The 25162-nt window shown below is 43.6% G+C and carries 21 protein-coding genes and 1 tRNA gene; 18 read left to right on the top strand and 4 right to left on the bottom strand.

Features of this window, described 5'->3' with window-relative positions:
- Both AXF17_RS07825 and AXF17_RS07820 read left to right on the top strand, forming a co-directional pair.
- On the top strand, window positions 1-957 hold a 957-nt coding region (locus AXF17_RS07825), incomplete at its 5' end, for a DUF3114 domain-containing protein (protein WP_169711340.1).
- Window positions 935-1579, top strand: coding sequence for a hypothetical protein (locus tag AXF17_RS07820; RefSeq protein ID WP_094234532.1), 645 nt, complete (start codon window positions 935-937; stop codon window positions 1577-1579). The genes AXF17_RS07825 and AXF17_RS07820, both read left to right, overlap by 23 nt.
- A 276-nt stretch (window positions 1580-1855) precedes the next feature.
- On the opposite strand, the gene AXF17_RS07815 is transcribed toward AXF17_RS07820, so the two are convergent.
- From AXF17_RS07815 to AXF17_RS07800, 4 genes are read right to left on the bottom strand one after another with little or no spacing between them, the layout of a single operon-like run.
- Window positions 1856-2323, bottom strand: a complete 468-nt coding sequence (locus AXF17_RS07815; RefSeq protein WP_094234531.1) for a hypothetical protein — start codon at window positions 2321-2323, stop codon at window positions 1856-1858.
- A 16-nt stretch (window positions 2324-2339) separates the two neighbouring features.
- Window positions 2340-3647 (bottom strand): nitrogenase component 1, encoded by a 1308-nt coding sequence (locus tag AXF17_RS07810; protein ID WP_094234530.1) that lies wholly within the window; start codon window positions 3645-3647, stop codon window positions 2340-2342.
- Window positions 3644-4969 carry a nitrogenase component 1 gene (locus AXF17_RS07805; protein WP_094234529.1) on the bottom strand — a complete coding sequence of 442 codons (1326 nt, stop codon included), beginning with the start codon at window positions 4967-4969 and terminating at the stop codon, window positions 3644-3646. The genes AXF17_RS07810 and AXF17_RS07805 overlap by 4 nt, the downstream gene beginning before the upstream one ends.
- Window position 4970: 1 nt before the next feature.
- Window positions 4971-5720, bottom strand: a complete 750-nt coding sequence (locus AXF17_RS07800) for a nucleotide-binding protein (RefSeq protein ID WP_094234528.1) — start codon at window positions 5718-5720, stop codon at window positions 4971-4973.
- 274 nt (window positions 5721-5994) lie between these two features.
- Between AXF17_RS07800 and AXF17_RS07795 the strand changes: the two genes are divergently transcribed.
- The 16 genes from AXF17_RS07795 (at window position 5995) to AXF17_RS07720 (ending at window position 25014) form a co-directional block, all read left to right on the top strand.
- The gene (locus AXF17_RS07795; RefSeq protein ID WP_094234527.1) at window positions 5995-6747 is read left to right on the top strand and encodes a nucleotide-binding protein; all 753 of its coding nucleotides are present in this window, start codon (window positions 5995-5997) and stop codon (window positions 6745-6747) included.
- Window positions 6747-8036, top strand: a complete 1290-nt coding sequence (locus AXF17_RS07790) for a nitrogenase component 1 (RefSeq protein WP_094234526.1) — start codon at window positions 6747-6749, stop codon at window positions 8034-8036. The genes AXF17_RS07795 and AXF17_RS07790 overlap by 1 nt, the downstream gene beginning before the upstream one ends.
- Window positions 8023-9204 (top strand): nitrogenase component 1, encoded by a 1182-nt coding sequence (locus tag AXF17_RS07785; RefSeq protein WP_094234525.1) that lies wholly within the window; start codon window positions 8023-8025, stop codon window positions 9202-9204. Before AXF17_RS07790 ends, AXF17_RS07785 begins: the two co-directional genes overlap by 14 nt.
- A gap of 113 nt (window positions 9205-9317) precedes the next feature.
- Window positions 9318-11945 carry a carbamoyltransferase HypF gene (locus AXF17_RS07780; protein ID WP_094234524.1) on the top strand — a complete coding sequence of 876 codons (2628 nt, stop codon included), beginning with the start codon at window positions 9318-9320 and terminating at the stop codon, window positions 11943-11945.
- 69 nt (window positions 11946-12014) lie between these two features.
- Window positions 12015-12230, top strand: coding sequence for a HypC/HybG/HupF family hydrogenase formation chaperone (locus tag AXF17_RS07775; protein WP_094234523.1), 216 nt, complete (start codon window positions 12015-12017; stop codon window positions 12228-12230).
- Entirely contained in the window at window positions 12220-13290 is a 1071-nt protein-coding gene (gene hypD / locus AXF17_RS07770; protein ID WP_094234522.1) for a hydrogenase formation protein HypD, read from the top strand. Before AXF17_RS07775 ends, hypD begins: the two co-directional genes overlap by 11 nt.
- Window positions 13275-14279, top strand: coding sequence for a hydrogenase expression/formation protein HypE (gene hypE / locus AXF17_RS07765; RefSeq protein ID WP_094234521.1), 1005 nt, complete (start codon window positions 13275-13277; stop codon window positions 14277-14279). Before hypD ends, hypE begins: the two co-directional genes overlap by 16 nt.
- Window positions 14280-14396: 117 nt before the next feature.
- Window positions 14397-14471, top strand: a tRNA-Glu gene (locus AXF17_RS07760).
- Between the two features lie 278 nt (window positions 14472-14749).
- Entirely contained in the window at window positions 14750-15163 is a 414-nt protein-coding gene (locus AXF17_RS07755; protein ID WP_094234520.1) for a hypothetical protein, read from the top strand.
- Between the two features lie 450 nt (window positions 15164-15613).
- Window positions 15614-16024, top strand: coding sequence for a hypothetical protein (locus AXF17_RS07750; protein WP_094234519.1), 411 nt, complete (start codon window positions 15614-15616; stop codon window positions 16022-16024).
- 142 nt (window positions 16025-16166) lie between these two features.
- Window positions 16167-16346: a helix-turn-helix domain-containing protein gene (locus AXF17_RS07745; protein ID WP_157682598.1), complete on the top strand. Its 180-nt coding sequence runs from the start codon at window positions 16167-16169 to the stop codon at window positions 16344-16346.
- Window positions 16347-16431: 85 nt separating this feature from the next.
- Window positions 16432-18357, top strand: a complete 1926-nt coding sequence (locus AXF17_RS07740) for a DUF2207 domain-containing protein (RefSeq protein ID WP_094234517.1) — start codon at window positions 16432-16434, stop codon at window positions 18355-18357.
- Window positions 18358-18468: 111 nt separating this feature from the next.
- Window positions 18469-19215 (top strand): 16S rRNA (uracil(1498)-N(3))-methyltransferase, encoded by a 747-nt coding sequence (locus AXF17_RS07735; RefSeq protein WP_094234516.1) that lies wholly within the window; start codon window positions 18469-18471, stop codon window positions 19213-19215.
- Between the two features lie 196 nt (window positions 19216-19411).
- Complete coding sequence (locus AXF17_RS07730; protein WP_094234515.1) at window positions 19412-20803, top strand: radical SAM protein; 1392 nt, start codon at window positions 19412-19414, stop codon at window positions 20801-20803.
- 300 nt (window positions 20804-21103) lie between these two features.
- The gene (gene carB, locus AXF17_RS07725; RefSeq protein ID WP_094234774.1) at window positions 21104-24289 is read left to right on the top strand and encodes a carbamoyl-phosphate synthase large subunit; all 3186 of its coding nucleotides are present in this window, start codon (window positions 21104-21106) and stop codon (window positions 24287-24289) included.
- 38 nt (window positions 24290-24327) lie between these two features.
- On the top strand, window positions 24328-25014 hold the full coding sequence (locus AXF17_RS07720; RefSeq protein WP_094234514.1) for a nitroreductase family protein: 687 nt from the start codon (window positions 24328-24330) through the stop codon (window positions 25012-25014).
- Window positions 25015-25162 lie beyond the last annotated feature (148 nt).

Genomic DNA, 25162 nt, shown 5'->3' with positions numbered 1-25162 from the left:
AAGTATTTCAAAGAGATGCTTGGTAGAAAAGGACAATCTTCTAATATGTCTGAAGCCATCACATCATGCTATAGAGATACTCAGATAGTAGGCACTAAAGTCTTTGATAACATGTGGTATGCCTGGAAGGCAGAGAGCATATCCGCTTCCGAAAGCAAGAAGAAACTGTCTGTACTGATGAAAATTACAGGCATGGACAAACTGGACGAAAGATCATCAGCTGACCAACTAAGAGCAGTAGCAGATAAGATAAACAAAAATATGAAGCCTGATGATAAATTCTGGGGCAGCCTGGCAGGCACTGTAGAAAAAGCATACTATCCAAGCGGCATGAAAGGTGACTTAGGAAAGCAGCTTCATCTGTTCAGGCATGTAATATCTTATCAGCAAGCAAAATACATAGTAGACAATTACGAAGGCCGTACAGATGAAGAAAAACTAATCAACTATATAGTAAAAGAGAAAATCTGGAACTGGACAGCAGAGGAATCTACAAGGCTGCATCTGAAGTCATATTATGATCCTGAAAATAAAAAATATATTTATCCTGAGGGACATAGTTATGCAAATGGCGGAATAAACCTCAAGGTTGTTACAAATGGTAGGTTCCGCTCAGAGTTTATAATCAATGACGATGGTAAATTTTTTACCCTTTTAGACAAAGAAGCAACTCAAGATGCCAAAGTGAACTGTTCAAGCTTCAATTATGCACGTCATAATGACGAGGTGCATACAGTGCTTGATGTGGAACCATCAAAACCGGAATATGAATCACATTTTAGAGAGGAATCTCGATATGTTCTTGATAAGGCTGGAAATCATATAAAAGATGATGAATATAACGATATAAAGTTTGAGCCACCGAAAGAAATAAAAGATAAACACAAAATAGACTGGGAAAAGCGCAAAAGTGATTTTGAATCGAGGTGTCGTCATGGTAAGACTAATAGAACATAAAAGAATGGTTGCTGTTTTTATAATATTGATTTTACTAGTTTCTACTATTGTGATTATTATGATGCCTAAAAGAACTACAGAAATAAAGAACAATACTGTGTACATGAGCGGGTACTATACTGAGTATCCTGATAAAGATGATCCAAGATATTATGTCGAATTCAAAAATGATGGGACATATGTGCTAATGTATGATGATAGTAGGAGATATGAGAAAAATTATAATGAAGAAGGTGACGGCAGCTATCCGTTGATAAGAATTTACTTTGGTAAGTACGAAGTACAGAATAACAGATACTATATTAAACCAATAGAAGGTGCTAGTGTCGGGTTTAAAGATGTATCAAGCGTAAAAAAGAATACTATTAATGGGTATGGTCACAGGAATTATATCAATGATAAGAGTGTCGTTGGGATGATATTAGTTAAGAGCAAACGTGGGCACTATATACTAGGAAACCTAAATCCTGATAGGACATCATACAATGAGGATAGAAATTATTACACACTTTACAACAAATCCGACATAAAAAAGCTTCCAAGCAGCCCAGAAGAATTCCGCAATCAGTTCAAGATGGACAAGAAGGCGGAGCAGGAGCGCTTAGCGGAGCAGAATAGATAACACACTTTGTTATAATTATATTCTTTTCTCAGATATGGATCCTTTATTTTTTAATTCGGCCAAAATCACGGGAATAAAGATAATCAGAAGAATTAAGTTGTAATAATGGACAGATATGTTTATGGTAAATGATACCGAGGAAATGCAACTACATATGCTGTATTTTCTCGGTAGCTACTCTATAACGAAAAAAGCAATATCTCAGCGGTTACTCTGCGAGTACTGCAAGATATTGCTGTATTGAGCAAAGCTCTGAATTAGAGTGAATTGCTCGATTTATTTCTTTTCGTAAACGAACATTGCTCCGCTATCAAGCTTATGTAAAATGCGCTTGTTGTCAGAGTCAAATTCGAACTCCAATACAGAACCTGGTTGCAGTAAGTCGCTTTCATCCTCGCTTATTTGCTTTGCTTCTTCAATTGTTAAGGCGATAGAATTTCCTTTCAATTCCCATGTTCCATGATATTGCTTATCCATAATATAGAATGAAGCACGATTTTCATCTTCAAATTCAAGATAGTTTAAAATTAATCCGATATTATCAGAATAAACTTTTTTGCCTTTTTCGTAATCTTTCGGATAGGATCCATTTGAATCAATAACTGCAGATCCATCCCATATTCCAACGAAATCTTTCTTTGTAAGTTTCGGTGTAGATTTAGCTTTTTTGCTAGTGTTGCCGCAGCTTGCAAAAGAAAGCGAAATGGTTACAGTAAGTAAGGTAATTAACAGTTTTTTCATCATTTTTCTCCCTCTTCAATTAAATAAATTTTTTGTATGGTTTATTTGTTTTCATAATATCATTGATGTCAATATGCTCGTCAGCAGCATCGATTTTTCCTGCTAGCCATTCTGTAAAATCAACTCCGGTAAAAATAGGAATATGACTCCTGTACATTCTGCCCGAATAAGCCTCGTGTGGCATATTTATAAAGTGCGGCAAATTGCCGTTTTCATCTCTCGTCAGGATTCGTCTATAGATAGGATCCGCAATCACGCAGTCTGCACCCTTAAGAACATTCTCTATATCTGCTTCGTCACGTACCATAACATCGCCATCTCTTAGAGCTCTAGCGTCTACTTGAGTAGGGCAGAGTATATGTACTTCATCAAGTCCGAGGTCATGCTCTAGTGTATATCGAATACCAGCTGCGTTAAGGACTTCGGAGACAATCCAGATTCCACCTCTAGCTCTATCTCGAAGAGTGTAACTAGACTTTGCATGTTCAAGGGATGGAATGCTGTAAAGCTCTTCTGTTGAACCAAGTATGCGAGATTTGCCGTCAACTGCAGACTTTCTAATAAGCTGTTCAAGGTCGAAGCTAGCCGACTTTCCCATAGGTATTCCCAGGACAGCAGGTGTTCCGTACTTATCCTGTAGAACTCTTGCTCCGTCAATTGCCAGCGATGAGCAGACAATGTTGACATCTGCCTTGTGTGCATTTGCCATTTCTTCGACTGTGCATCCCATTGTCATGCAGCAATTAATCTCGATTCCGTGCTCTTTAAAATAATCTCTAAGAGCCTCAACATTCCCGACTATCGAGAAGTCGAGTGGAGTCACACCGAGAAGATTGACAGAGAGAGAATTTTCCTCAGGTGAAGTCGGAATGCTCTCCAGATTAGGACAAAACCTGCCTAAAAATTCACGGTAGACCATATTGCCACCGAGCACGTAAGTATCCATAGCATTAGTGGTGAAGCCAAATGTCGGAATGCCAGTGCGCTTCTCGATTATGCGTGCAATACCTTTCATATCGGTGCTCATAAATAGCGGAATCAGAGCTGCGGAAATAGCGATAAACTTAGGCTGTGTCTCGCTTGCTGCCTCGATTACATCGCTGATTAGCTTCTCATCATTACCTAGTATTACATCGTTTTCAATGAGACCAGAGATGTAAATCATACTCTCGATATCGTACCAACGCGGCTCATCATGAGTATTGTAAGTTGAATTGCACCCAGATGCATCGTGCATCACAACGAGACCGCCCAGTTCGTATAGGACTGAGCAGATGCCGAATAGATCGGCAGAGTATGTAGATAGAACTCTAGCTACTTGCTTCATGCCGAGCACCCCCAAGCCTTAACCTGAATTATGGATTTAGCATCTTTCTCGTTATTAAATGCATCGATCATCTCATCCGCAAGCTTCTTAATAGCATCATAGCCATACCATCCATTATTGGCAATCAGGTTTACGAAGTGGTTAGTGCCTGTAAAATACGTAGCTTTCTGCCCAATCGCAAGCACTTTGCCGTCATTAGTTTCGTCCCTAGGGTAGAAGCGGGCACGGAAATCCTGCGTAGCTATAAGCGGTATATCTGGATAATTTTTCTTAAACCAATCTATGTCATCTTGACTTTCAGGAGAGAGAACATCTCCGTAAATTTCTGTCACGTTAAATCCGTGAGATAGAAGCAGTCTTGCTAGACTGAGAAAACGAGGTGTACTCATAAAGTCCACGGTTACCACGGTGTCTCCGATTATAGAAAGAGCCTTTGCAAGAGATTCATCAGCTTCAGCTCTAAGCACCGCAAAATCAGGTATAGGAGCACCAATGATCTTCGCAAGTTTGCTCATATCTCGGTCAATCTCGTCGTAGTTATAAGTGTATGGCATGTATAGGCTCTGCTGTCCAAGCCTCTCCTCAAGGCATTCGGTTGACCATTTTGCAATAGGCAGGGAGTAGATGTTGAGAAAACTCTCACCCATAGCCTTGTATTCATCGTATGAATCTATTGAAGCTAGGTCGTGTGTGCGGAAGCCATGCTCGTGTAACAGCTTCATGTGGTCACCGGACTTTGCGATCGGATAACTATCACCGATGAAGTTAACGACTTTGTCGTTAAGTGGCTGCTCCTCTATGCAGAGATACATCGAGCGGCACATATCCTCTTCAGGCGTGTGGTCGTTTATCTTCATAGTCGGTGTCATCTGCGAAGAGATGAAGTCGATATCTGGAAAGCGAGCCGAAAGCTCGTCATATATGTATTCGATATCCGTGGCCAGGAAGTAGTGAATGCAGCCTGTAAATGGCAGTACGCACGTAGGTCGGTGATCCAATTTATTAAGAATGTCGGTGACACCCTCTATAAAAAGCTCTTCCATATTGCCGCTCAGAATATCCTTCTCTTCAATTAAAACCATCGAAAACCTATCCAGACCTTCATACTCGGCAGCAGATAGAACTACGCCGCGCAGACAGGCTGAAGCTCCGATGTATATCATGTGCGAGCCGGGAATAATCATCGGTGTATGAGCGATAGTCCAGCCACCGCGTGAAGGACATGAGTACTCTAGCTTGCGCGGAAAAGGAGCTAGGGAATCAAGGTCCCCGAGCTTCACCATCGCCTTATTAATATCAGGTTTGTGTAAGTTTATCAGCATATTAATCCCTGTTTATAATATCCAACGCTATCTTAGTGTATACGTCAACCATCGGATCATCTGAATAAGCTTCAGCAACGGTGAGCCCGTCGTCAGAGGCTCTCTTTACAACCATGCTATGTTCAATAGTTCCAACTATCGGGCATTCGAGGTCTTCGCTTAGAGTCCGTAGCTTTTCATCTTCACCGTTAACATTTCGTTTGTTAGCAATGATGCCGGAAAGTCCGTTATGCCCCCTGCGCTTAAAGTTCTCCATAGCGAGTCCGAGATTCATTGCTGCGTATATCGCCATCTGCTCCCCTGAAGAGATGACATATATGTTGTCCGCATAATTCTTGCGAAGCGGCATTGAGAAACCTCCGCAGACTACGTCACCGAGCACATCATAGAAGACAACATCAGGGCACAGAACCTTTTCAAAATTCTTCTGTTTGAGTAGGTCAAGTGCCTTAGCAACACCTCGCCCGGCACAGCCGATGCCGGGTGTTGGTCCGCCAGCCTCCACGCAGATTACACCGTTATATCCGATGGTATACATATCCTCGAGCTGAATGTCCTTGATTTTATCTCTATAAGTGTCGAGAACTGGAGTGAGCTCATGCCCTTGACGAAGACTTATCGTGGAATCTGCTTTTGGATCGCATCCAATCTGCATAACCGTATAGCCTTTACCAGCGAGAGCTGCAGACATATTTGAAACGGTAGTGGACTTGCCAATCCCGCCTTTCCCATATATTGCAATTCTTTTCATAGAATATACTTCCCTAAATATATATAATTTGCCTCGCACCACGAACACAGAAAATGGTTCATGAGGAGGCCTAGTATTAAAAAATATTTTATCAGTACCTCAAAAAAATGTAAACGATTGTGATTAAAATACCTTTTATTGCGTACCATATGTAGCGATAGTATAATTTTAAGTAACTAAATGAAGACCAACCACAAGGGGTCCCGAGTGGTATGACATTGTTTTCGGAGACTTCTACCCGTGTGGTTTGAAGTCTTTTTGTGTAGGGGGATAAATGATTAAGGTAGCAATATATGGCAAAGGTGGAATCGGTAAATCGACAGTTACAGCGAATCTAGCTGCGGCTTTTGCGGTGAAAGGGTATAAGGTAGTTCAGATTGGCTGTGACCCGAAGGCTGATTCGACAATAAATCTGCTCGGCGGTAATCCGCTGATTCCGGTTATGAACTTCATGAGAGATAACGACGATGAGCCGACTATCGATGAGATGGTTAAAACTGGATTTGGAGGAGTAGAATGTATCGAGACTGGTGGACCTACGCCTGGCATTGGATGTGCAGGTAGAGGAATCATCTCGACGTTTAACCTCATAGATGATTTAGATGTTTTTGGCAGATACAATCCTGACGTAGTTCTGTACGACGTGCTCGGAGACGTTGTCTGTGGAGGATTTGCAGCACCTATCAGAGAGGGGTTTGCAGAAGATATACTCATCGTAACTTCAGGGGAAAAGATGGCTCTCTATGCGGCTAATAACATCAAGACGGCTGTGGATAATTTCGCAGACCGCGGATATGCCAAGGTAAAGGGCGTGGTGCTCAATCACCGTAATGTCGAGAACGAGACGGAGAAGGTACAGGCATTTGCAGATGAGGCTGGAATTCCAATCGTAGGAGAGATTCCGCGCAGTCAGGAAATCATCGACTGGGAAGACCAGGGCAAGACTGTAATCGAGGGCAATCCTGAGTCTGACATCGCAAAGAGATTCTTTGCCCTTGCAGACTACCTGATTAAGGAGAATTCATAATGGCGAGAGACACTTATTTTACGACGATAGGGGCACTCGCTGAAGCAGGCAGCATCCCGACAGAGCTAGTGAGTAACGAGCATCTCGTATACAGCTCACCGGCAACTTTGATGTACAATTCTCCGGGCGCACAAGGCTTTGGCGTAAAGAGAGCTGGAGTAGTAATTCCGGAATCGGTAATGCTCGTAGTTGCCCCAGCTTGCTGTGGCCGTAATACTACGATTTTGGCGGATGAAGGCGGATATAGCGAAAGGATGTTTTTTCTACAGATGAGCGAAAATGACCTCGTCACAGGTAGACACCTATCCGACATTCCGCAGGCTATCGAAGAGATCTATGAAGTATGTGAAGTGAAGCCTAAGGTTGTGGTTATCTGCATTACATGTGTAGATGCACTTCTCGGAACTGACCTCGAGCGTGTCTGTAGAAAGGCGGAGGAACGCACGGGAATTCATGTCGTTCCTACATATATGTATGCGCTTATGCGTGAGGGCAAGAACCCGCCGATGGTAGCTGTTAGGGAAGCGATTTACTCTCTACTCGAGAAGAGGAAGCCTAAGGGTGGGACGGTTAATCTGCTTGGAAACTTTACGCATCTTGAAGACGATTCGGAGCTCTATGAAATCCTCGCACAGATGGGAATAAACACAGTTCATGAGGTTGGAAGAAAAGAAACACTAGAGGAATATATGGAGATGGGCGGCGCTGATTTCAATATCATCCTCCATCCTGAGTCGAGAAAAGCAGCATTTACCCTTGAGTCTAAGCTCGATATTCCTTACATTGAGCTGACTAGAGTGTATGAGATAGACAGAATACAGCGCCAGTATGCACTGTTCGCTTCGGCACTTGGAGTAGAAATCGACGATTCGAAGTACTTTGAAGAGGCGAGTGAGGCATGTAAGAGGCTTCAGGAACTCTGTGCAGGAAAGACCTTTGCAATAGGACAGGTCGTAAACGGAAACTCGATAGAGATGGCACTTGCACTCGAGAAGCTGGGGCTACTCGTTAAAGCGGTATTTGCAAACATAAGTGAAGATGACTTTCCGTTCATCAAAGAACTTGCGGGATATAATCCAGACCTGAAGGTATACTCGACTATGTCGCCGACAATGATGAACTACGATGGTTCGGAAAAGGTAGATATTTCAATCGGTATAGATGCACAGTTCTACTACCCGGAGTCAATCAATGTGCATTGGAATAACGAGATTCAGCCGTTTGGATACAAAGGGCTTGTTCACTTTGTAAAGGCTGTGGAGAGGAGGCTCGCTGATGAAAGGGCTTAGAAAATATCTTTCACCATTTACGCCAGATCAGTCTGGAGCGGTCTCTGTGCTGTTTCACTACGGCGGTATGCTGATAATCATGGATGCGGGCGGATGCGTTGGAAATATATGCGGTTATGATGAACCTCGCTGGGATAAGAAGAAGAGTGCGATTTTCAGCGCAGCACTAAGAGACCTCGATGCGATTCTTGGCCGTGATGAACTTCTCATCCAGAAGACCAAGGAAGCGCTCGGGGATATAGATGCTAAATTTGTCGGTTTGATTGGCACACCTGTACCAGCAGTTATTGCTACTGACTATAGAGCTCTTAAGAAGCTAATGGAAACAGACTACGAAGTACCTGTCGTACCCGTGGAAACTAACGGAATCGATATGTATGACGAGGGCGTAAGCAGGGCTTTTTTGCAGCTACTTAAGAACTACCTTATAGAGGAAAAAGGCTCCGGTGCAAAGTTCGTCGTAGCAGGAAGTCTGCATGATGAAATCGGTGCAGACGTAGATAAGAGCAGGGCTCATGGAAGAGTTGGAGTGATAGGATTTACTCCACTCGATACACCGGGCAGTGGTGACTATTCGGATATGATAGAGGCTCTCAGGGAAGAAGGTATCGATAATCCAGTTATATACGGAATGAACGATACACTCGAAGACGTAACACTTGCTGCAAATGTAGATAGGAACATAGTCGTATCGCCTGCGGGTGTAAAGTCTGCGAGATGGTTGTCTGACAAGTACGGAGTTCCTTATGAGATTGCCTATCCTCTGCCAAAAGAACGTGTAAATGCTTTCTCAAACAAATTGAAGGAGCATGAACCCAAGAAAGTGTTAATCATGCATCAGCAGGTGCTAGCAAACTCTTTACGTGATATTCTTCTAGAGTCATCCAGCAATATGGAACTAGAACGTGTAGATGTTGCGAGCTGGTTCATGATGAGCAAAGAGGCTCGTAAAGAAAATGATGCTAAATTAAATGAAGAGGAGGAGCTCATGAAACTCGTCGAAGCAGGTGGATATGATATGGTTATCGGCGATCCGCTTATAAAGAGAGCACTTCCGGGATGGAAGGGTACCTTCCTTAGTCTTCCTCACTTCGCTATCTCGGCTTCCCTATACTCTTCTGATTCGGATGAAGAGTACTGGCATAAGGTAGGAGCTGTGGTGAAATAGTGTGAATGTGGGGCTGAGAGTAATTCTGAAGGGCAAAATGTAAGCTGTTTTGAGTTATGTTATATAGAGATATAGTTTTCTGTATCAGAGAATATGGATGTTGGTGATTTCAAGTGGTATGTAGATTAATCAGAATTTATGGAATAGTTCAGGGTGTTGGCTTTAGACCCTTTGTGAGCAGACTTGCGGAAAGATATGGGATATCCGGAAGCGTCTGTAACAAGGGCTCTTACGTTGAGATAATCGCCAAAGCTGAAGAGACCGTAATAGGTGAATTTGTGCTTGCGATAGAAACCGAAGCGCCTGCCAGATCAGCAATCGTCAAGGTTAAGGTAATGGATAGTCCTGTAGATGTCTCTGCAGATTCAGGATTCGAGATTGCACTGAGCAAGCACGAAGAAGGGCAGATATTCGTGTCGCCTGACATCGCTACCTGCCCTGACTGTGCAAAGGAGCTATTCGATAAAAATGATAGGAGATATCTCCATCCGTTTATAAACTGCACTCAGTGTGGTCCTCGTTTAACTATACTAGATTCTATGCCTTACGATAGGGTGAAAACCAGCATGGCTGGTTTTCCGATGTGTGAGGCCTGCAGTGACGAATATTCCGATATGAATTCGAGGCGTTATCATGCTCAGCCTGTATGCTGTAACGACTGCGGGCCGGAGCTCTACACCCTCGTGGGCGGAGCTTCTGAGGCTGCCGCACAAGGGATAGGAACTGCTGTAGATGTATCAGCTGTAGGGCAGAGGGCGGAGATCATAGGTGGCACAGAATATAATTCAGATAGGATTCCAGATTCGGGTCGCTCCGAGGGGGTATATGGCGCGGCAGATTCAGATAAGGTTGCTGATTCAGATCGCTCCGAGAGGGCATATGACGCGGCAGATTCAGATAAGGTTGCTGATTCAGATTGCCCCGAGAGGGCATATGGCGCGGCGGCACTTCTTGCAACTAGGGCTGTGATTAGGAATGGCGGTATCGCCGCCATCAAGGGGATAGGCGGCTTTCACCTCTGCTGCGATGCCGCGAACGAAGCAGCGGTCCGGCGTCTCAGAAGGCTGAAGGCGCGCCCGATGAAGCCGTTTGCTGTGATGATGCGGGATCTCGAGGTTGCCGGGCGCGAATGCAGGCTGAAGCCGGAGATGGAGCCGCTGCTTACCGGTCCGCAGAAGCCGATAGTACTGATTCCGAGACGTCACGATTCAGCTGATTCGGCAGAGCCTGATTCCAATATAAAAGGAGAAATTAAGGCCAACAGCCAGATAGGGCATAATTCCAGAATCGCAGCATCTGTAGCACCTGGAAATCCTAATCTAGGCGTGATGCTGCCATACACACCGGTGCACATGCTCCTCTTCGATTATCCAGATGATGAGCCTATCTCGGATGTGCTGGTGATGACCAGCGGTAACCCATCTGGAGCGCCAATTTGCATGAACGACGAGGAAGCCCTGAAGTATCTATCACCGATGTGCGATATCATACTATCGAACTCGAGAGATATACGGATAAGAGCGGATGATACGGTAATGGCATTTTACAGAAGCAAACCGTATATGATTAGAAGATCAAGAGGATATTCACCGCTACCGATAGTAGCGAAGAGAGAAAGCACTCATGCGGTACTCGGAATAGGCGGGGAATTGAAGAATACATTTTGCCTAGGCGATAAGGGACTTTATTATCTTTCACCATATGTAGGTGACATGGCAGACATGAGAAGTGTGAGGGCGCTCGGGGCAGCGACTACACGCATGGAGAGGCTGCTAGAGATACAGCCAGATATTGTAGTTGGAGATATGCATCCAGGCTATAACACGAGTGAGATGGCTAGGGTGATTGCGGAGAGGGAAGGTGTTCCGGTTATGGAGATGCAACATCATCATGCACATATGATTTCGTGTATGGCGGAAAATGAATACGAGGGAACAGCACTCGGCGTGACTTTTGACGGGACAGGATATGGACCAGATGGAACTATCTGGGGCGGCGAATTCCTGCTTGGTGATGAAAATGGGTATGAGCGAGTTGGTAGCATCACCCCTTTCGTACATGCAGGTGGCGATATCGCTTCGAGAGAAGGCTGGAGAATCGCTTATTCCATGATGAGCACAGTGCTCGGAAGTGAGCCAGCGAACCGCATAGCTGAGACGCTTGATCTCGGAGACGAGAAGGGCAGACAGAGCATCGATTTCATGCTTGGTAACAACGTCAATACCGTGAAATCGACAAGCGCAGGCCGACTCTTTGACGCAGCCAGCGCAGTGCTGGGAATCAAGTCAGCCAGCACCTTCGAAGGCGAGGCCTCGATGGCGCTCCAGTTTGCAGCCGAACGCGCCGAAGCACAAGGAATAAGCCTAGCGCCTTACGAAGGCAGGCTGATAAATATCGACCAAGACCAGTTTGAACTGTGCACAGACACCTTGCTTATGGAACTGACCGCAAGGAGTCTGTCCGACCAAGATACAGACCAGCTGGCATATTTCTTCCATAAAGCGCTGGCAGACATGATAGTAATTGCGTGCTGCTACCAGCGCACCAGATGCCGAGTAAATGTGGTCGCACTATCTGGTGGCGTATTCCAGAATCTACTGTTGCTGAAGCTTGTGGATAAAGGACTAGAAAACGAAGGCTTCAAAGTGCTGAAACATTCAGTTGTGCCTACAAATGACGGTGGCATAGCCCTTGGACAGGCGGCAGTCGGAATAGCTGCGCTCGAAAACGAAAAACAATAAATAGTACAGCCATAAGGCTGCACAAGGGTATAAAATATATAGAGATTAGAAAATGACGGAGGTGCACAAATGTGCGTGGGATTGAGAGCAAAGGTTGCTAATATTGAGAATAACATGGCTGTCATCGATGCTGGTGGCGTAAAGAGAAAAGTGTCTGCGGAGCTGATTTCAGACCTCGCGCCTGGAGATTACGTTATGGTACACGCAGGTCTTGCGATTGCTAGGGTTGCGTCAGATGAAGCAGCAGAGGCAGATAAGGTCATGGAGGAGCTAAATGACAATTAACAATAGTGCAAAAAAAGCACGTGACATTGTTACTTCTTACGACGGCCCGAAGCTGCGCATCATGGAAGTCTGTGGAACTCATACTCATGAGATCTTTAGACTTGGAATCAGAAGGCTTCTCCCTGATAACATCGAACTTATCTCGGGTCCAGGATGTCCTGTCTGCGTAACACCGGTTTCTTACATCGATGAAGCGGTGATGCTTGCACTGGATAAGCAGGCAACTATCACGACTTTTGGAGACTTAATCAGAGTTCCGGGAACGGAGATGAGCCTCGCAGGTGTTCGCAGTAAAGGTGCAAAGGTAAATGTCGTATATTCACCACTCGACTCGCTCGAGTATGCAAAGGAGCATCCGGAGGAACAAGTTGTGTTTCTTGCGGTTGGATTTGAGACAACAACTCCTGGAAGCGTGATGGCGGTACGTGAAGCGAAGACGCAGGGTGTTGAGAATTTCTCAATACTGACAGCTAACAAGACGATGTATAACGCTTACCTAGCGCTCAAGGGCAGTGCTGATGCATTTCTATATCCAGGCCACGTGAGCACGATGACCGGAATGGAAGACTACTATAAACTCCGCGATGAGCACGGAATATCCGGTGTAGTAGCTGGTTTCTCAGGCTCCGAAGTACTGACGGCACTTGCAGTGATTATCAAGAAGATAGAGGAGAAAAAGCCTTTTGCAGTAAACTGCTACCCTGCAGTGGTTACAGAAGAAGGTAGCCCTGCGGCTAGACAGCTTGTCGCATCGGTGATGGAGCCTTGCGATGCAGAGTGGCGAGGACTCGGTGTAATCGAGAAATCGGGTGTCGAACTAAAGCCAGAGTATCGTGATTATGATGCTAGGTTCAAGTTCGACCTTCCTGAGGTAGAAGGTAAGCCAAATCCAGCATGTAGATGCGGAGATGTGCTACTTGGTAAATGCAAGCCTTACGACTGCAAGGTGTTCGGTAAGGGCTGTACGCCAGAGCATCCGATAGGCGCATGCATGGTATCTGGTGAAGGCGCATGTTCGGCGTTTTATAAGTACGGAGGAGATATATGGAACAAACAGTAACCCTCGCTCACGGCGCAGGCGGAAAACAGACGAACGACCTGATTGGCGGGATTTTTAAGAAATATTTCGATAATGAATATCTTACTGCAGACGACGCGGCGGTTCTGCCGCCACCAGTCGGCAAGATGGCGATGTCCACAGACGGATTTATCGTGTCACCTGCAGAATTCCCGGGCGGTAATATCGGAAAGCTCTCTATATGCGGCACGGTAAATGACCTCGCATGCATGGGTGCTAAGCCGCTCTATATCTCGTGTGCATTTGTAATAGAAGAAGGCTTCCCCATCGAGAAGCTGGAGCGCATCGCAAAATCCATGTCCGAGACAGCCCATGAGGTTGGAGTTTCAATCGTATCCGGTGATACGAAGGTTGCCGGCAAAGGTCAGGTGGATGGAGTGTTCATCACGACGACTGGCGTAGGCGAGATAATGGAAGGTGTTGACCCAGCAGGTGCAAATGCTGAGCCTGGAGATAAAATCATCGTGACTGGCGATGTCGGAAGGCACGGCTGCACGATTCTGCTCGAGAGAGATAGATTCGGTATGGAAGCTAGCGTGACAAGTGACTGTGCTCCGCTCTGGAACGCAGTACATGCTGCACTCGAAGCCGCTTCAGATATTCACGTTATAAGGGATGCGACCCGCGGCGGCGTTGGAACCGTTCTCTATGAGATTGCAGATCAGAGCGAAGTTGGAATCAAACTCGATACTGAGGCTGTTCCTGTAAATCCTGAAGTTGCCGGTGTGACGGGGATGCTCGGTCTTGAGCCACTCTATCTCGCGTGTGAGGGCAGACTGGTGATGTTTGTCCCTGCAAAATCCGCTGACGCTGTACTTGCGGTACTGCACAGCTCCAACCATACAGAGGGTGCGGTGGTAATAGGTGAGGTGACTAGGGAAATGCCTGGACACGTTGTGATGACCACAGAAATAGGCACTGAAACATTACTGCCACCTCCAAGCGGAGAGCTCCTACCGAGGATTTGCTAGAATAATAAATAGAGAAACTAGTGGAATCATAAAATCTTAGTTAAAAGAAAAAAGTACTAGACAAGTTCTGATATATTATGTATACTAATTCGTGTCGCAATCGTGACACGAATATATGCCGCATTGGTCAAGAGGTTAAGACGCAGCCCTCTCACGGCTGAATCTCGGGTTCGATTCCCGGATGCGGTACCAATATAAACAGAGAAAAGACTTGTAGCTAGTGGAGTTATAAGTCTTTTTACTTATATATGTGAAAATACTAATCTTGGAGTTTTGATAAAATCACGATTCGTAAAGGAGAGAGTGTGAGTAAGAATATAAAACTAGATGATAGTTATGAGGAATTTCTAAAAAAAATAATGCCAGTGTTATCGATAATGTTTCTTTGAGTTTTGATAATATAGAAATAAAGATTCAACTGTACTTGTTGTTAAGGATATTATTAATGGATTAGATAAAGGAGGTTATAAATGGATAGATTAAATAATAGGCTTGCTTTAGTTATTTGTATTTCCATATTTATTTCTCTTGCCTCACTTTATTATATATATATAACATCAAGTTTGATTAATGCAAAAAAATATAGAATTCAAGTAGACATAAATATGTATCTATTGAGCCTTGACTGTGAAATTTCAGAGTTTGAAGTAATCAATGGGGAGATTATCTATAGTGTAAAAATGGGACAAAACACTAATGAGATTATAAAATATCTAAACAGTGAAGGTTATTATATATCAATTAAAGAAAAAAATAATAAAGTGAAGCAGCTAATTGACTTTCAAAAGGATTATCGCACTAAACACAGAATTGAAGGTAAGTTCAAGGATATTAGTGAGAATATACGAAATGAGATGAAAGATTCTGGATATCAATGGAAATGATTAAAAAAGAGAAGCGTGTATAGGTTTTTCGATTATGAGAATCTGCTATAAGAGTGGTACGTATTTATAGATTGAAAAATAGCGTTCTAAAAAGCACATAAAGGGAACGCATTGAGTGGCATATATTAGAGATATGATACGCGAGGATATGACAGAAGCAGGATATAAGTGGGAGTACTAACTAATATTCGTGAATATTTAGTTTTGTAAAAGGAGATCAAGAAAAATGAGCACTAAAAGGAAAATTATATTATGTGTACTTTTATTGATTAATATAGTATGTCTAGCCTTTGCGGTACGAAATTATCTGGAACTGAAGAGTCTTCATGAAGCACTAGACAGTATAGAAATCAACTAAAATTAAAGATGAAATATTTAGTTTGAAAGTATAGACTTGTTCGGATATTAAAAAGAAATAGCTTGTTATAATTTAAGGAGGTCTAAGAAATTATGAGTTACGATTTAATGGTTTTCGAAAAAGCACAGGCTCCAAATAATAAGACAGAATTTATAAAATGGTACGAAAATCAAGTGGAGTGGAAGGAAGATCATAATTATGATTCGATAGAAGTAAGCTCAGCTAATCTAAAGAACTGGTTTATGGATATGATACAAGTATTTCCACCGATGGAAGGAGAATTTGCTCTTAGTGATGATGAAATAGAAAATGATGAAGATCTTGCAAATCGCATTACAGACTATTGTATTGGTAAAGATGTGATATATGCATGTTTTGCATGGTCACTAGCAGAGGACGCATATAATACTATGCTTAAAATTGCGTTAAAACACGGTGTCGGATTTTTCGATGTTAGTGATAATGGAGAGGTTATATTATCTGAATGTGATGAACAAAATTAGGTTGTGTAATTTAGCTAAAAAGATTGTTTAACACAAAACCTTGAGTGATAGCTCAAGGTTTTTTATACCCTTACACATTCAGCCCACATGTTGTATCATTAAGTTATTCTATAAGAGTTACATAAAAGAGGAGATAATGATAATGGAACTAAAGGAAATGCGTAAGCACCTCGGCTTATCGCAAGCGGCATTTGGAGAGAAATATAACATCCCAGTAAGAACAATTCAAGATTGGGAGAGTGGGCGTAGGCAAGCTCCCGTATACGTTCTTGAGTTACTAGAGCAAGCAGTGATTGAAGATTCAACAGCTGAAGTGAATTAATGGATATCCACACTTCATAGGCAGTTTAGCTTAATGATTTCATGTGGGTTATTAATCCTTTAAACAATAACAACAGGAACAACTTATGGACAAAAAACGAAACGACCGCATAGCAATTATAGTATCCATCGGCATACTAGCCACAATATGGCTTATCTCTGGTCTGACAAGATATTTCAGTTCAGGGGATGTCGACACAGGCGCTGGATATTCTACCCTTGAATATAATGTGAATGTAGATGTTAGGAAAGACTATTCATATGTAGTTGTAGAGAAGATTAAGGTGAATTTCACCGATCCCAAACATGGGATAATCAGAAACATTCCTTTTGGAAAGGGCTATAAGATTAAAGACGTGTCTGTTGGCGGAGGCAAATACAAGATCAAGAATCTGTATAAAGCTAACCAAATGCAGATTAAGATTGGTGATAAGAAAAAGACAATCACCGGCATCAAAGAGTACACCATTATCTATACGCTTGCTAATTACGAGCGCAAAAATAATCGAAATGACATCTATGTGGATGTTCTCCCTTCAGGTTGGGCTACGGATATCAAGTCGGCTTCAGTTTCTGTGAGTCTGCCGCAGCATTTTCCTTACAGTGGGATGAAAGGATATAGTGGCCCACACAACAGCACGTATAACATGTACGGTGCGTGGAATTATGACAAAAAATTTAATACGATCAGATATAATGTAGAGAATTTGCCGGCATACAGCGGAGCAACGCTTCTTGTCCCTACTCCTAAGGGGTATTGGTATAAAGCTCCGAGCAAGTACTGGGTGAACTATGCGACCGTAATAGTAGCAATTCTCGGCGTCATTATACTTATCGTGCTTAGGTTTATGAATGAAAAGGAGCACCCTATCGTTGCGCCTGTTACGTTTAAGCCTCCAAAAGGTGTTACGCCTGGAGAAATCGGATATCTAGTCGACGAAGCTGTAAATAAGAGGGATATCACATCGATGTTCTTTTATTTGGCATCGAAAGGCTATATCTCGATTGAGGAATACAAGAAGGGAAAATATCAATTCGAGAGCCTCCGGATTCCCAACGTATATGACGAACCGCCGATTACCGTTACTTTTTACAAAATTATATTTGGAAGCACGAAGAAGGGTACGCTTGGCAAGGTAGTGAGCCTAGAGGAAGCGAGCAAACGCATAGGCAAAGAATGTGAACTGATTAGAAAGGTAATCGCTCGACAGTACACGGACAACAAATCGATATTCTCTAAGAAATCGCAGAAAAATGAGAAGATTGCAGCTATCATCAGCTGCATTACAGGAGGTATGCTAATCGCACTTTCTATGTATAGAGAGTTGTACCTAACCGGCTGGCGAATTTTGATATTCGTATATGGTGGCTCGGTGATTCTTGATGCATTTTGGAGCTTGCCTGTCAAGAGGATGTGTAGAGAGTATCATTTTCATAGGACGAGAAGCGGTCTAAGGAGCGTTACATCTTTTGCGTTCTGGGGAATTATCTATCTAGCGATATCATCGTTTATGTTATTATTTTTCTACAAGATTGCTGGCGGTGAGATGACGATGTATGCTTTAGTTGCAATAGCTGTATATGCCTTGGCTGTACCGTTAATTCTGCTAGGATTCCTCAAGAGAACTAAGGATAGCGCCAAGCTTTATGGTGAGATTATCGGCTTCAAAGAATTTATCGCTACAGCAGAGGTAGATAGGATAAATGCCCTTGTTGAGGAAGATCCATCGTATTTCTACGACGTGCTTCCGTATGCCTATGTATTCGGGCTTACCGACACTTGGGCGAAGAAGTTTGAACCTAAGAACCTAGCTGGACATATTGGATACAGTGCGTTAGGCGGAGATGTGTACGACCTTATAAATATGGACATTATGATTCATCATGTTCAATCTAGCGCGTTTTCTAGAGTATCATCGGCATTGTACGCAGATGTCAGCGGCGGTCTCAGCTCTGGCGGAGGCGGTTCGGTTGGTGGCGGCTCTGGCGGTGGTGGAGGCGGTGGCTGGTAAACCCCGCTTTCCAATATATACGCACTACGCCTAAATTGATTATTCATCAATTACAGAAGGACGATTCGAAACGGCTTGAACTAATAACACTAATATACTAAAGGAGCAACAATGCAGCAATATTTTATATACGGCAGCCCTAGTGCTGAAACTATTGAGATAACGGATAAGGATACTATCAAGCACATGTTTCACGTTATGAGACTTAGGGCTGGTGATGAGGTAGTTCTCGTGTTCCCGGACGGCATCAAGAGACTTGCAGAAGTTGTAGATGCAGAGAGAAGAACTATGCGCATCGTAGAAGAGCTAGACGAAAATGTTGAACTGCCAGTTCACGTTACTATCGCATGCGGTTTTCCTAAAGGCGATAAGTTTGCGGCTATCGCTCAGAAGGCAACGGAGCTTGGGGCAGCTGAGATATGCGGCTTTCCAGCTGAAAGGTCAATCGTGAAATGGGACGATAAGAAGCTGGCGAAATTGGCAGAAAAGCTTGAGAAGGTAGTTCAGGGCGCTGCTGAGCAGAGCAAGAGGAATATCGTTCCTAGTATAAATCTTGTCGCTAACAAGAAGAGCTTTGTAGATAGCTTTGCTGAGTACGATAAGGTTTTCGTCGCATACGAGGAAGCGGCAAAGGAAGGTGAGAAATCTGCTCTTGCCAAGGCACTTTTGGAAGTTTCGGCAGGAGAGAAGCTACTCTTCATCTTCGGACCAGAGGGTGGAATTACGGACAAGGAAATAGAAACGTTTGCAGAGGCTGGAGCGGTATCTGTAGGGCTTGGACCACGCATCATGAGAGCCGAAACAGCACCTATGTATGCACTGTCTGCTGTGAGCTATGCAATAGAACTGAGCAAATAACAAGGTTCAGTTAGATAACATTTGAATATTTAAATTAATTAAATCTTTAAGACTCTCGTTGGTAATAATTTTCGAGAGTTTTTTATATGAACATATATATAGCTTAGGTAAATCGCAGTATTTGCAAAATATAATATAAAGTTCTACAATTAGTGTTAAAGAGTAACACTTAAGCAGTTTACGGAAGGATGTTGTTATGACACTTAGAGAGAAAGCAAAATTAGCTGCATTTAATAAAGCTGTTGATATAGGATTCAAAAAGATTAAGAAGAATCCTAGAGAAGGTATGCTTGATATCGTCGGTATCATAGATAAGTATATGATGCCTAAAAGCGAACAGGAAAATAGTGGTAAGAAGGCTATCGAGAGTATCAGGCGTGAGTTTGCAGATCCCAACTCAAGCTGGGTTTCATTTGCAACTGATATGGTAAACGACGTAGATGAGAATGTAATCAAACACTTTGTTACTAACGTCGGATTCAATGCGGCATACGAGGGTAATAAAAAGAGATGCAAATTACAGCGTGAAGAAAATTGCAATATTCCGTGGGCAATATTGTTTGATCCAACATCGGCGTGTAACCTTAAGTGCACAGGATGCTGGGCAGCCGAATATGGCCATAAGAATAACCTTAGTTATGATGAAATGGCTAGTATTATTAAACAAGGCAATGATATTGGGACATATATATATATCCTTACAGGTGGGGAACCGCTCGTACGTAAGGACGATATTATAAAGCTTGCGGAAGAATTTAACGATAGTGAATTTCATATTTTTACGAACGGAACTCTTATAGATGATGACTTTTGTAAGGATGTTCAACGTGTCGGAAATATCTCTTTTGCAATGAGTATTGAAGGTACCGAGGAATCAACAGATTCTCGTCGTGGAGAAGGTGTGTATAAGCGAGTTATGAATTCTATGAAACTGCTACAGAAGTACCATCTTCTATACGGAGTATCCATTTGCTATACAAGTGCAAACTACAAGTATGTAACCGACGATGACTTTATTAGAATGCTTACGGAACATGGGTGCAAACTTGCTTGGTTTTTCCATTACATGCCGGTTGGTAATGATGCGGATCCAAGCTTGATGCCGACCGCTAAACAGCGCAAACACGTGATGGATAAAGTTCGTCTCATCAGATCTAAGGATTATGCTAATAACATGTTCGCTATTGATTTCCAGAATGATGGTGAGTACATTGGCGGATGCATTGCAGGTGGACGTAATTACTTCCATATAAATTCGGCTGGTGACATGGAACCGTGCGTGTTCATTCACTATTCTGATTCGAACATTCGTAAGGATACGATAATGGAAGCTCTCAAGAAACCGCTGTTTATGGCATATCATCACAATCAGCCGTTTAATAGCAACCATCTTAAGCCTTGTCCAATGTTAGAGAATCCAGGTAGACTTTCCGAGATGGTTAATGAGTCGGGTGCACATTCAACTGATATGATTTCGCCTGAAAGTGCTGAGCATCTTGAAAAAAAGTGTAAACCATATGCTAAGCAGTGGAATGCAACTGCTGAAGAGCTTTGGAGTCATAGTAAACATAATAAGGGAGTGCGTTAACATTTTTCACGTCAAATATACGTGAGTATGCATTGCTTTTCCAAATTGTTTATAAAATGTTTTTTTGCAGAAAATTTCAATATACCTCTAGACAAATTATTTGAGTGTGCTAAAATGCTTAAGGTTTAGATATAGTGACTCGCAGAAAGAGGTAGAGAGATGAAGAAGCGAATGTTTCGCGAATCATATCTTGAATATAGTAACGTAGATTAAGACTTCGACATTGGATTTTTTATTCCAGTGATCGGAGTCTTTTTTTAAAAATTTCTGGAGAATATGGAAGCAGGAAAGGTGAGCAAAATGGCAAAAAGAAGTGACATCAAGAAAATTCTAGTTATCGGATCAGGTCCTATCGTAATTGGACAAGCGGCAGAGTTCGATTACGCGGGTACACAGGCATGTATCGCTCTTAGAGAAGAGGGATATGAAGTGGTACTATGCAACTCCAATCCTGCGACTATCATGACGGACACCTCGATGGCGGACAAGGTATACATGGAACCACTCACCCTCGAGTATCTAGCAAGGATTATAAGATACGAGAGACCTGATGCGATTTTGCCAGGCATCGGTGGACAGACTGGGCTTAACCTAGCTATGCAGCTTGAGAAGAAGGGCGTACTCAAGGAGTGCCGCGCAGAACTACTAGGAACTAAGAGCGACAGTATCGAGCGTGCTGAAGATAGAGAGCTTTTCAAGGAGCTTTGCGAACAGCTCGGTGAGCCGGTAATCCAGTCGGATATTGCAAATAGCGAAGAGCACGGACTCGAGATTGCAAAAGAGATAGGCTTCCCTGTAGTCCTCCGACCAGCGTTCACTCTCGGTGGTACAGGCGGTGGATTTGCATACGATGAAGAGGAATTTAAAGAGCTCATCAAACGTGCTCTTTCTATCTCGCCTACACATCAGGTTCTAATTGAGAAGAGCATCAAGGGCTTCAAGGAAATCGAGTATGAGGTAATGAGAGATAGTGATGACACTGCGATTGCTATCTGTAACATGGAGAACCTCGACCCGGTTGGAGTTCACACAGGTGACTCAATAGTAATCTGCCCAACCCAGACAGTAAGCGACAAAGACTGTACAATGCTCAAGGCGAGTGCGCTCAAGATAATCCGTGCACTTCAGATTGAAGGTGGCTGCAACGTGCAGTTCGCGTTAAATCCAGAATCATCGGAGTACTATCTAATCGAGGTAAATCCACGAGTTTCTCGTTCATCTGCGCTTGCATCCAAGGCGAGTGGATATCCAATCGCTAGAATCACGGCGAAGATCGCGGTGGGCATGACACTAGATGAGATTGAGATTATCGACCAGCCGGCTTCGGCAGAGCCAGTCGTTGACTACATCGTGAGCAAGGTGCCTAGATTCCCGTTCGACAAGTTTGCAGATGCGGACAACAAGCTGGGAACACAGATGAAGGCTACCGGTGAGGTTATGAGCATCGGTATGAATCTCGAAGAGAGTATACTCAAAGCTGTTCGCTCTCTTGAAATTGGATTTTCCCACATTTATATGGACAAGTTCGACACTTGGGATATTGACGAGATGAAGGCGTATATAGTTGAGGGCCGTGACGATAGAATATTTGCCATAGCAGAGCTTCTGAGAAGAGGTGTGAGCAAGGAGGAAATCTGCAAGCTGACAGCAATAACAGATTACTTCATAGAAATGTTCGAGAACATCATCACTGTCGAGAATGAGCTTAAGGCGAACAAAAACGACGTCGCAAGACTCAGAATCGCTAAGCAGTATGGTTTCTCAGATGCTGAAATCGCAAGGCTTTGGGATGTAACAGAAGAGCAAATATGGAAGCTTCGCGAGGCAGTTGAGCTATTCCCAGAGTACAAAATGATAGATTCATGCGCCGCATCTAAAGATGCATACGTGCCATATTTCTACTCGACTTTCGAAGGAAGTGAGACCAAGAAGACTAAGGAGTCAGGCAAGAGAAAAGTCGTAGTTTTAGGTTCAGGGCCAATCAGAATAGGACAGGGTGTTGAGTTCGATTACTCGACAGTTCAGGCGGTAAAGACTCTCCGTAATCAAGGCTGTGAAGCGATTATCATCAACAATAATCCAGAAACAGTTTCGACAGACTACACGACAGCTGACAAGCTCTACTTCGAGCCACTCTGTATCGAGGACGTTATGAACATCCTTAGGCTCGAGAAACCGGATGGAGTAATTGTTTCACTCGGAGGGCAGACAGCTGTAAACCTTGCAAATGCTCTCGATGAGAGAGGTGTAAAGATTATCGGAACCGATTGTGCGGCAATCAATGCTGCCGAAGATAGAGACGAGTTCGACAAGCTGCTCCAGAAGCTCGGCATTGATAAGCCAGAGGGAAGAGCGGTTACGGATATAGATGAGGGCTGCGCAGTTGCTAAAGAGATTGGTTATCCGGTTCTAGTGAGACCAAGCTTCGTGCTTGGCGGTAGAGCAATGAGAATTGTTGCAGATGAGGATCAGCTCAGACAGTACCTCAGAACGGCTGTTGAAATCGATGAGGACAAGCCGGTTCTCGTTGACCACTATATCCGCGGTAAGGAGATCGAGGTGGATGCTATCTGCGATGGTAGAGATGTATTTATCCCAGGCATTATGGAGCTCGTTGAGCGTACAGGCGTACACTCTGGTGACTCGATTAGTATATATCCGCCATGCTCTATCTCTGAGAAGGTCAAGGAGACTATCAGGGAGTACACAGAGAAGCTCGGCCTAGGAATAGGCATTTGCGGTCTCTTCAATATCCAGTTCATCGTCGATGCTTCTGAAAATGTGTATATCATCGAGGTAAATCCTAGATCCTCGAGAACCGTGCCATTCCTATCCAAGGCAACTGGATATAACCTTGCTGACATCGCATCCAAGGTAATGCTCGGTATCAGTCTAGAGGAGCAGGGCTTCAAGGGAGTGAAGCCACTCGAGAAGAAGAGATGGTACGTAAAGGTGCCAGCATTCTCATTTGCAAAGCTATCAGGAATGGATATAAGACTATCGCCTGAGATGAAATCCACTGGCGAAGCCATCGGGTATGACGATGATATGATGCGTGCTTTTTACAAGGCTATGCAGGCGGCAGGCATGAGAATGCAGAATTATGGAACAGTATTTGCATCGATCAACGACGAATCTAAGGAGGACGCACTGCCACTAATCAGAGGCTTCTACGACCTAGGATTCAACATCGAGGCGACAGAGGGGACGGCGCAGTTTTTGAAAAATAATGGTGTTAAGACCAGAAGCTTCAATCACACTGACAACAGTATGGACGCAGTAATGGATGAGTTCAGACAGGGTTATGTGACATACATGATAAACATCGGAGATATCAGATCCGAAGATGCAAATTCCATGGGTAGCCGCATCAGAAGATGTGCTGCGGAGAATAACGTGACGACACTCACTTCGCTGGATACCGTGAGAGTTCTGCTAAATGCCCTAGGTGACATAACATTTAAGGTGTCAACAATTGACGCATAGTGGTATAATTAGATATTATCTAGTTTGAGGAGGAGACTATGAACATCAGAGAGTGTGTGAATATGAGGCATTCCGTGCGCGCCTATGAAGATAGACCTATTGACACGAAGGCGGCGGAAGATCTTAAGGTTATGATTCAGCAGTGTAACCGCGAAGGTGATATGCATTTTCAGCTTATACAAAATGAGCCAAAAGCTTTTTCGAGTTTGCTGGCAAAATACGGCAAATTTTCAAACGTCAAAAACTACATCGCTGTTGTTGGCAGGAAGCGTGACGACCTCGATGACAAGGCGGGATACTACGGTGAAAAGTTAGTGGTTCGCTGCATGCAGCTCGGTCTTAACACCTGCTGGGTTGGCGGAACATACAAGAAGGTGAGGGATGCTATAGATGTTGGCCACGATGAGAAGATAGTAGCCGTGATAGCTCTCGGATATGGAAGCACCATGGGCGTGATGAGGAAGTCCAAGACACCGGAAGATGTGTTTGACAGCAAGGGTTCGAGAGTTTCTAATTACGAGGATACGCCAGAGTGGTTCAAGAAGGGCGTAGAGATGGCGCTCTTAGCACCGACAGCTATGAATCAGCAGAAGTTTACCTTTGCCATAAGCGGAGATAGAATCAAGATAAAGCCTGGCTTCGGACCATTTACTAAGCTAGATGCTGGCATCGTTAAGTACCACTTTGAGATAGGTGCTTCGCCAAAAGAGTTCGTGTGGGTGTAGTGCTCGCGCATATGTTTCAAGGCGCGGCAGAAGTGAGCGCATCTAAGAGCTCAAGCTTCTAATCGAATGCTACATCAGGTATAGGACAGGATGATGAAAGATATACATGAGATTCGCCAGGTTGCCGTAATGAGATCTGCTTTCAAGC

It is taken from the genome of Mogibacterium pumilum, assembly GCF_002243385.1.
In the GTDB taxonomy this organism is placed as follows: domain Bacteria; phylum Bacillota; class Clostridia; order Peptostreptococcales; family Anaerovoracaceae; genus Mogibacterium; species Mogibacterium pumilum.
Note: the sequence above shows the minus strand (reverse complement) of the source record. Positions and strands in the feature narration are given on the sequence as shown.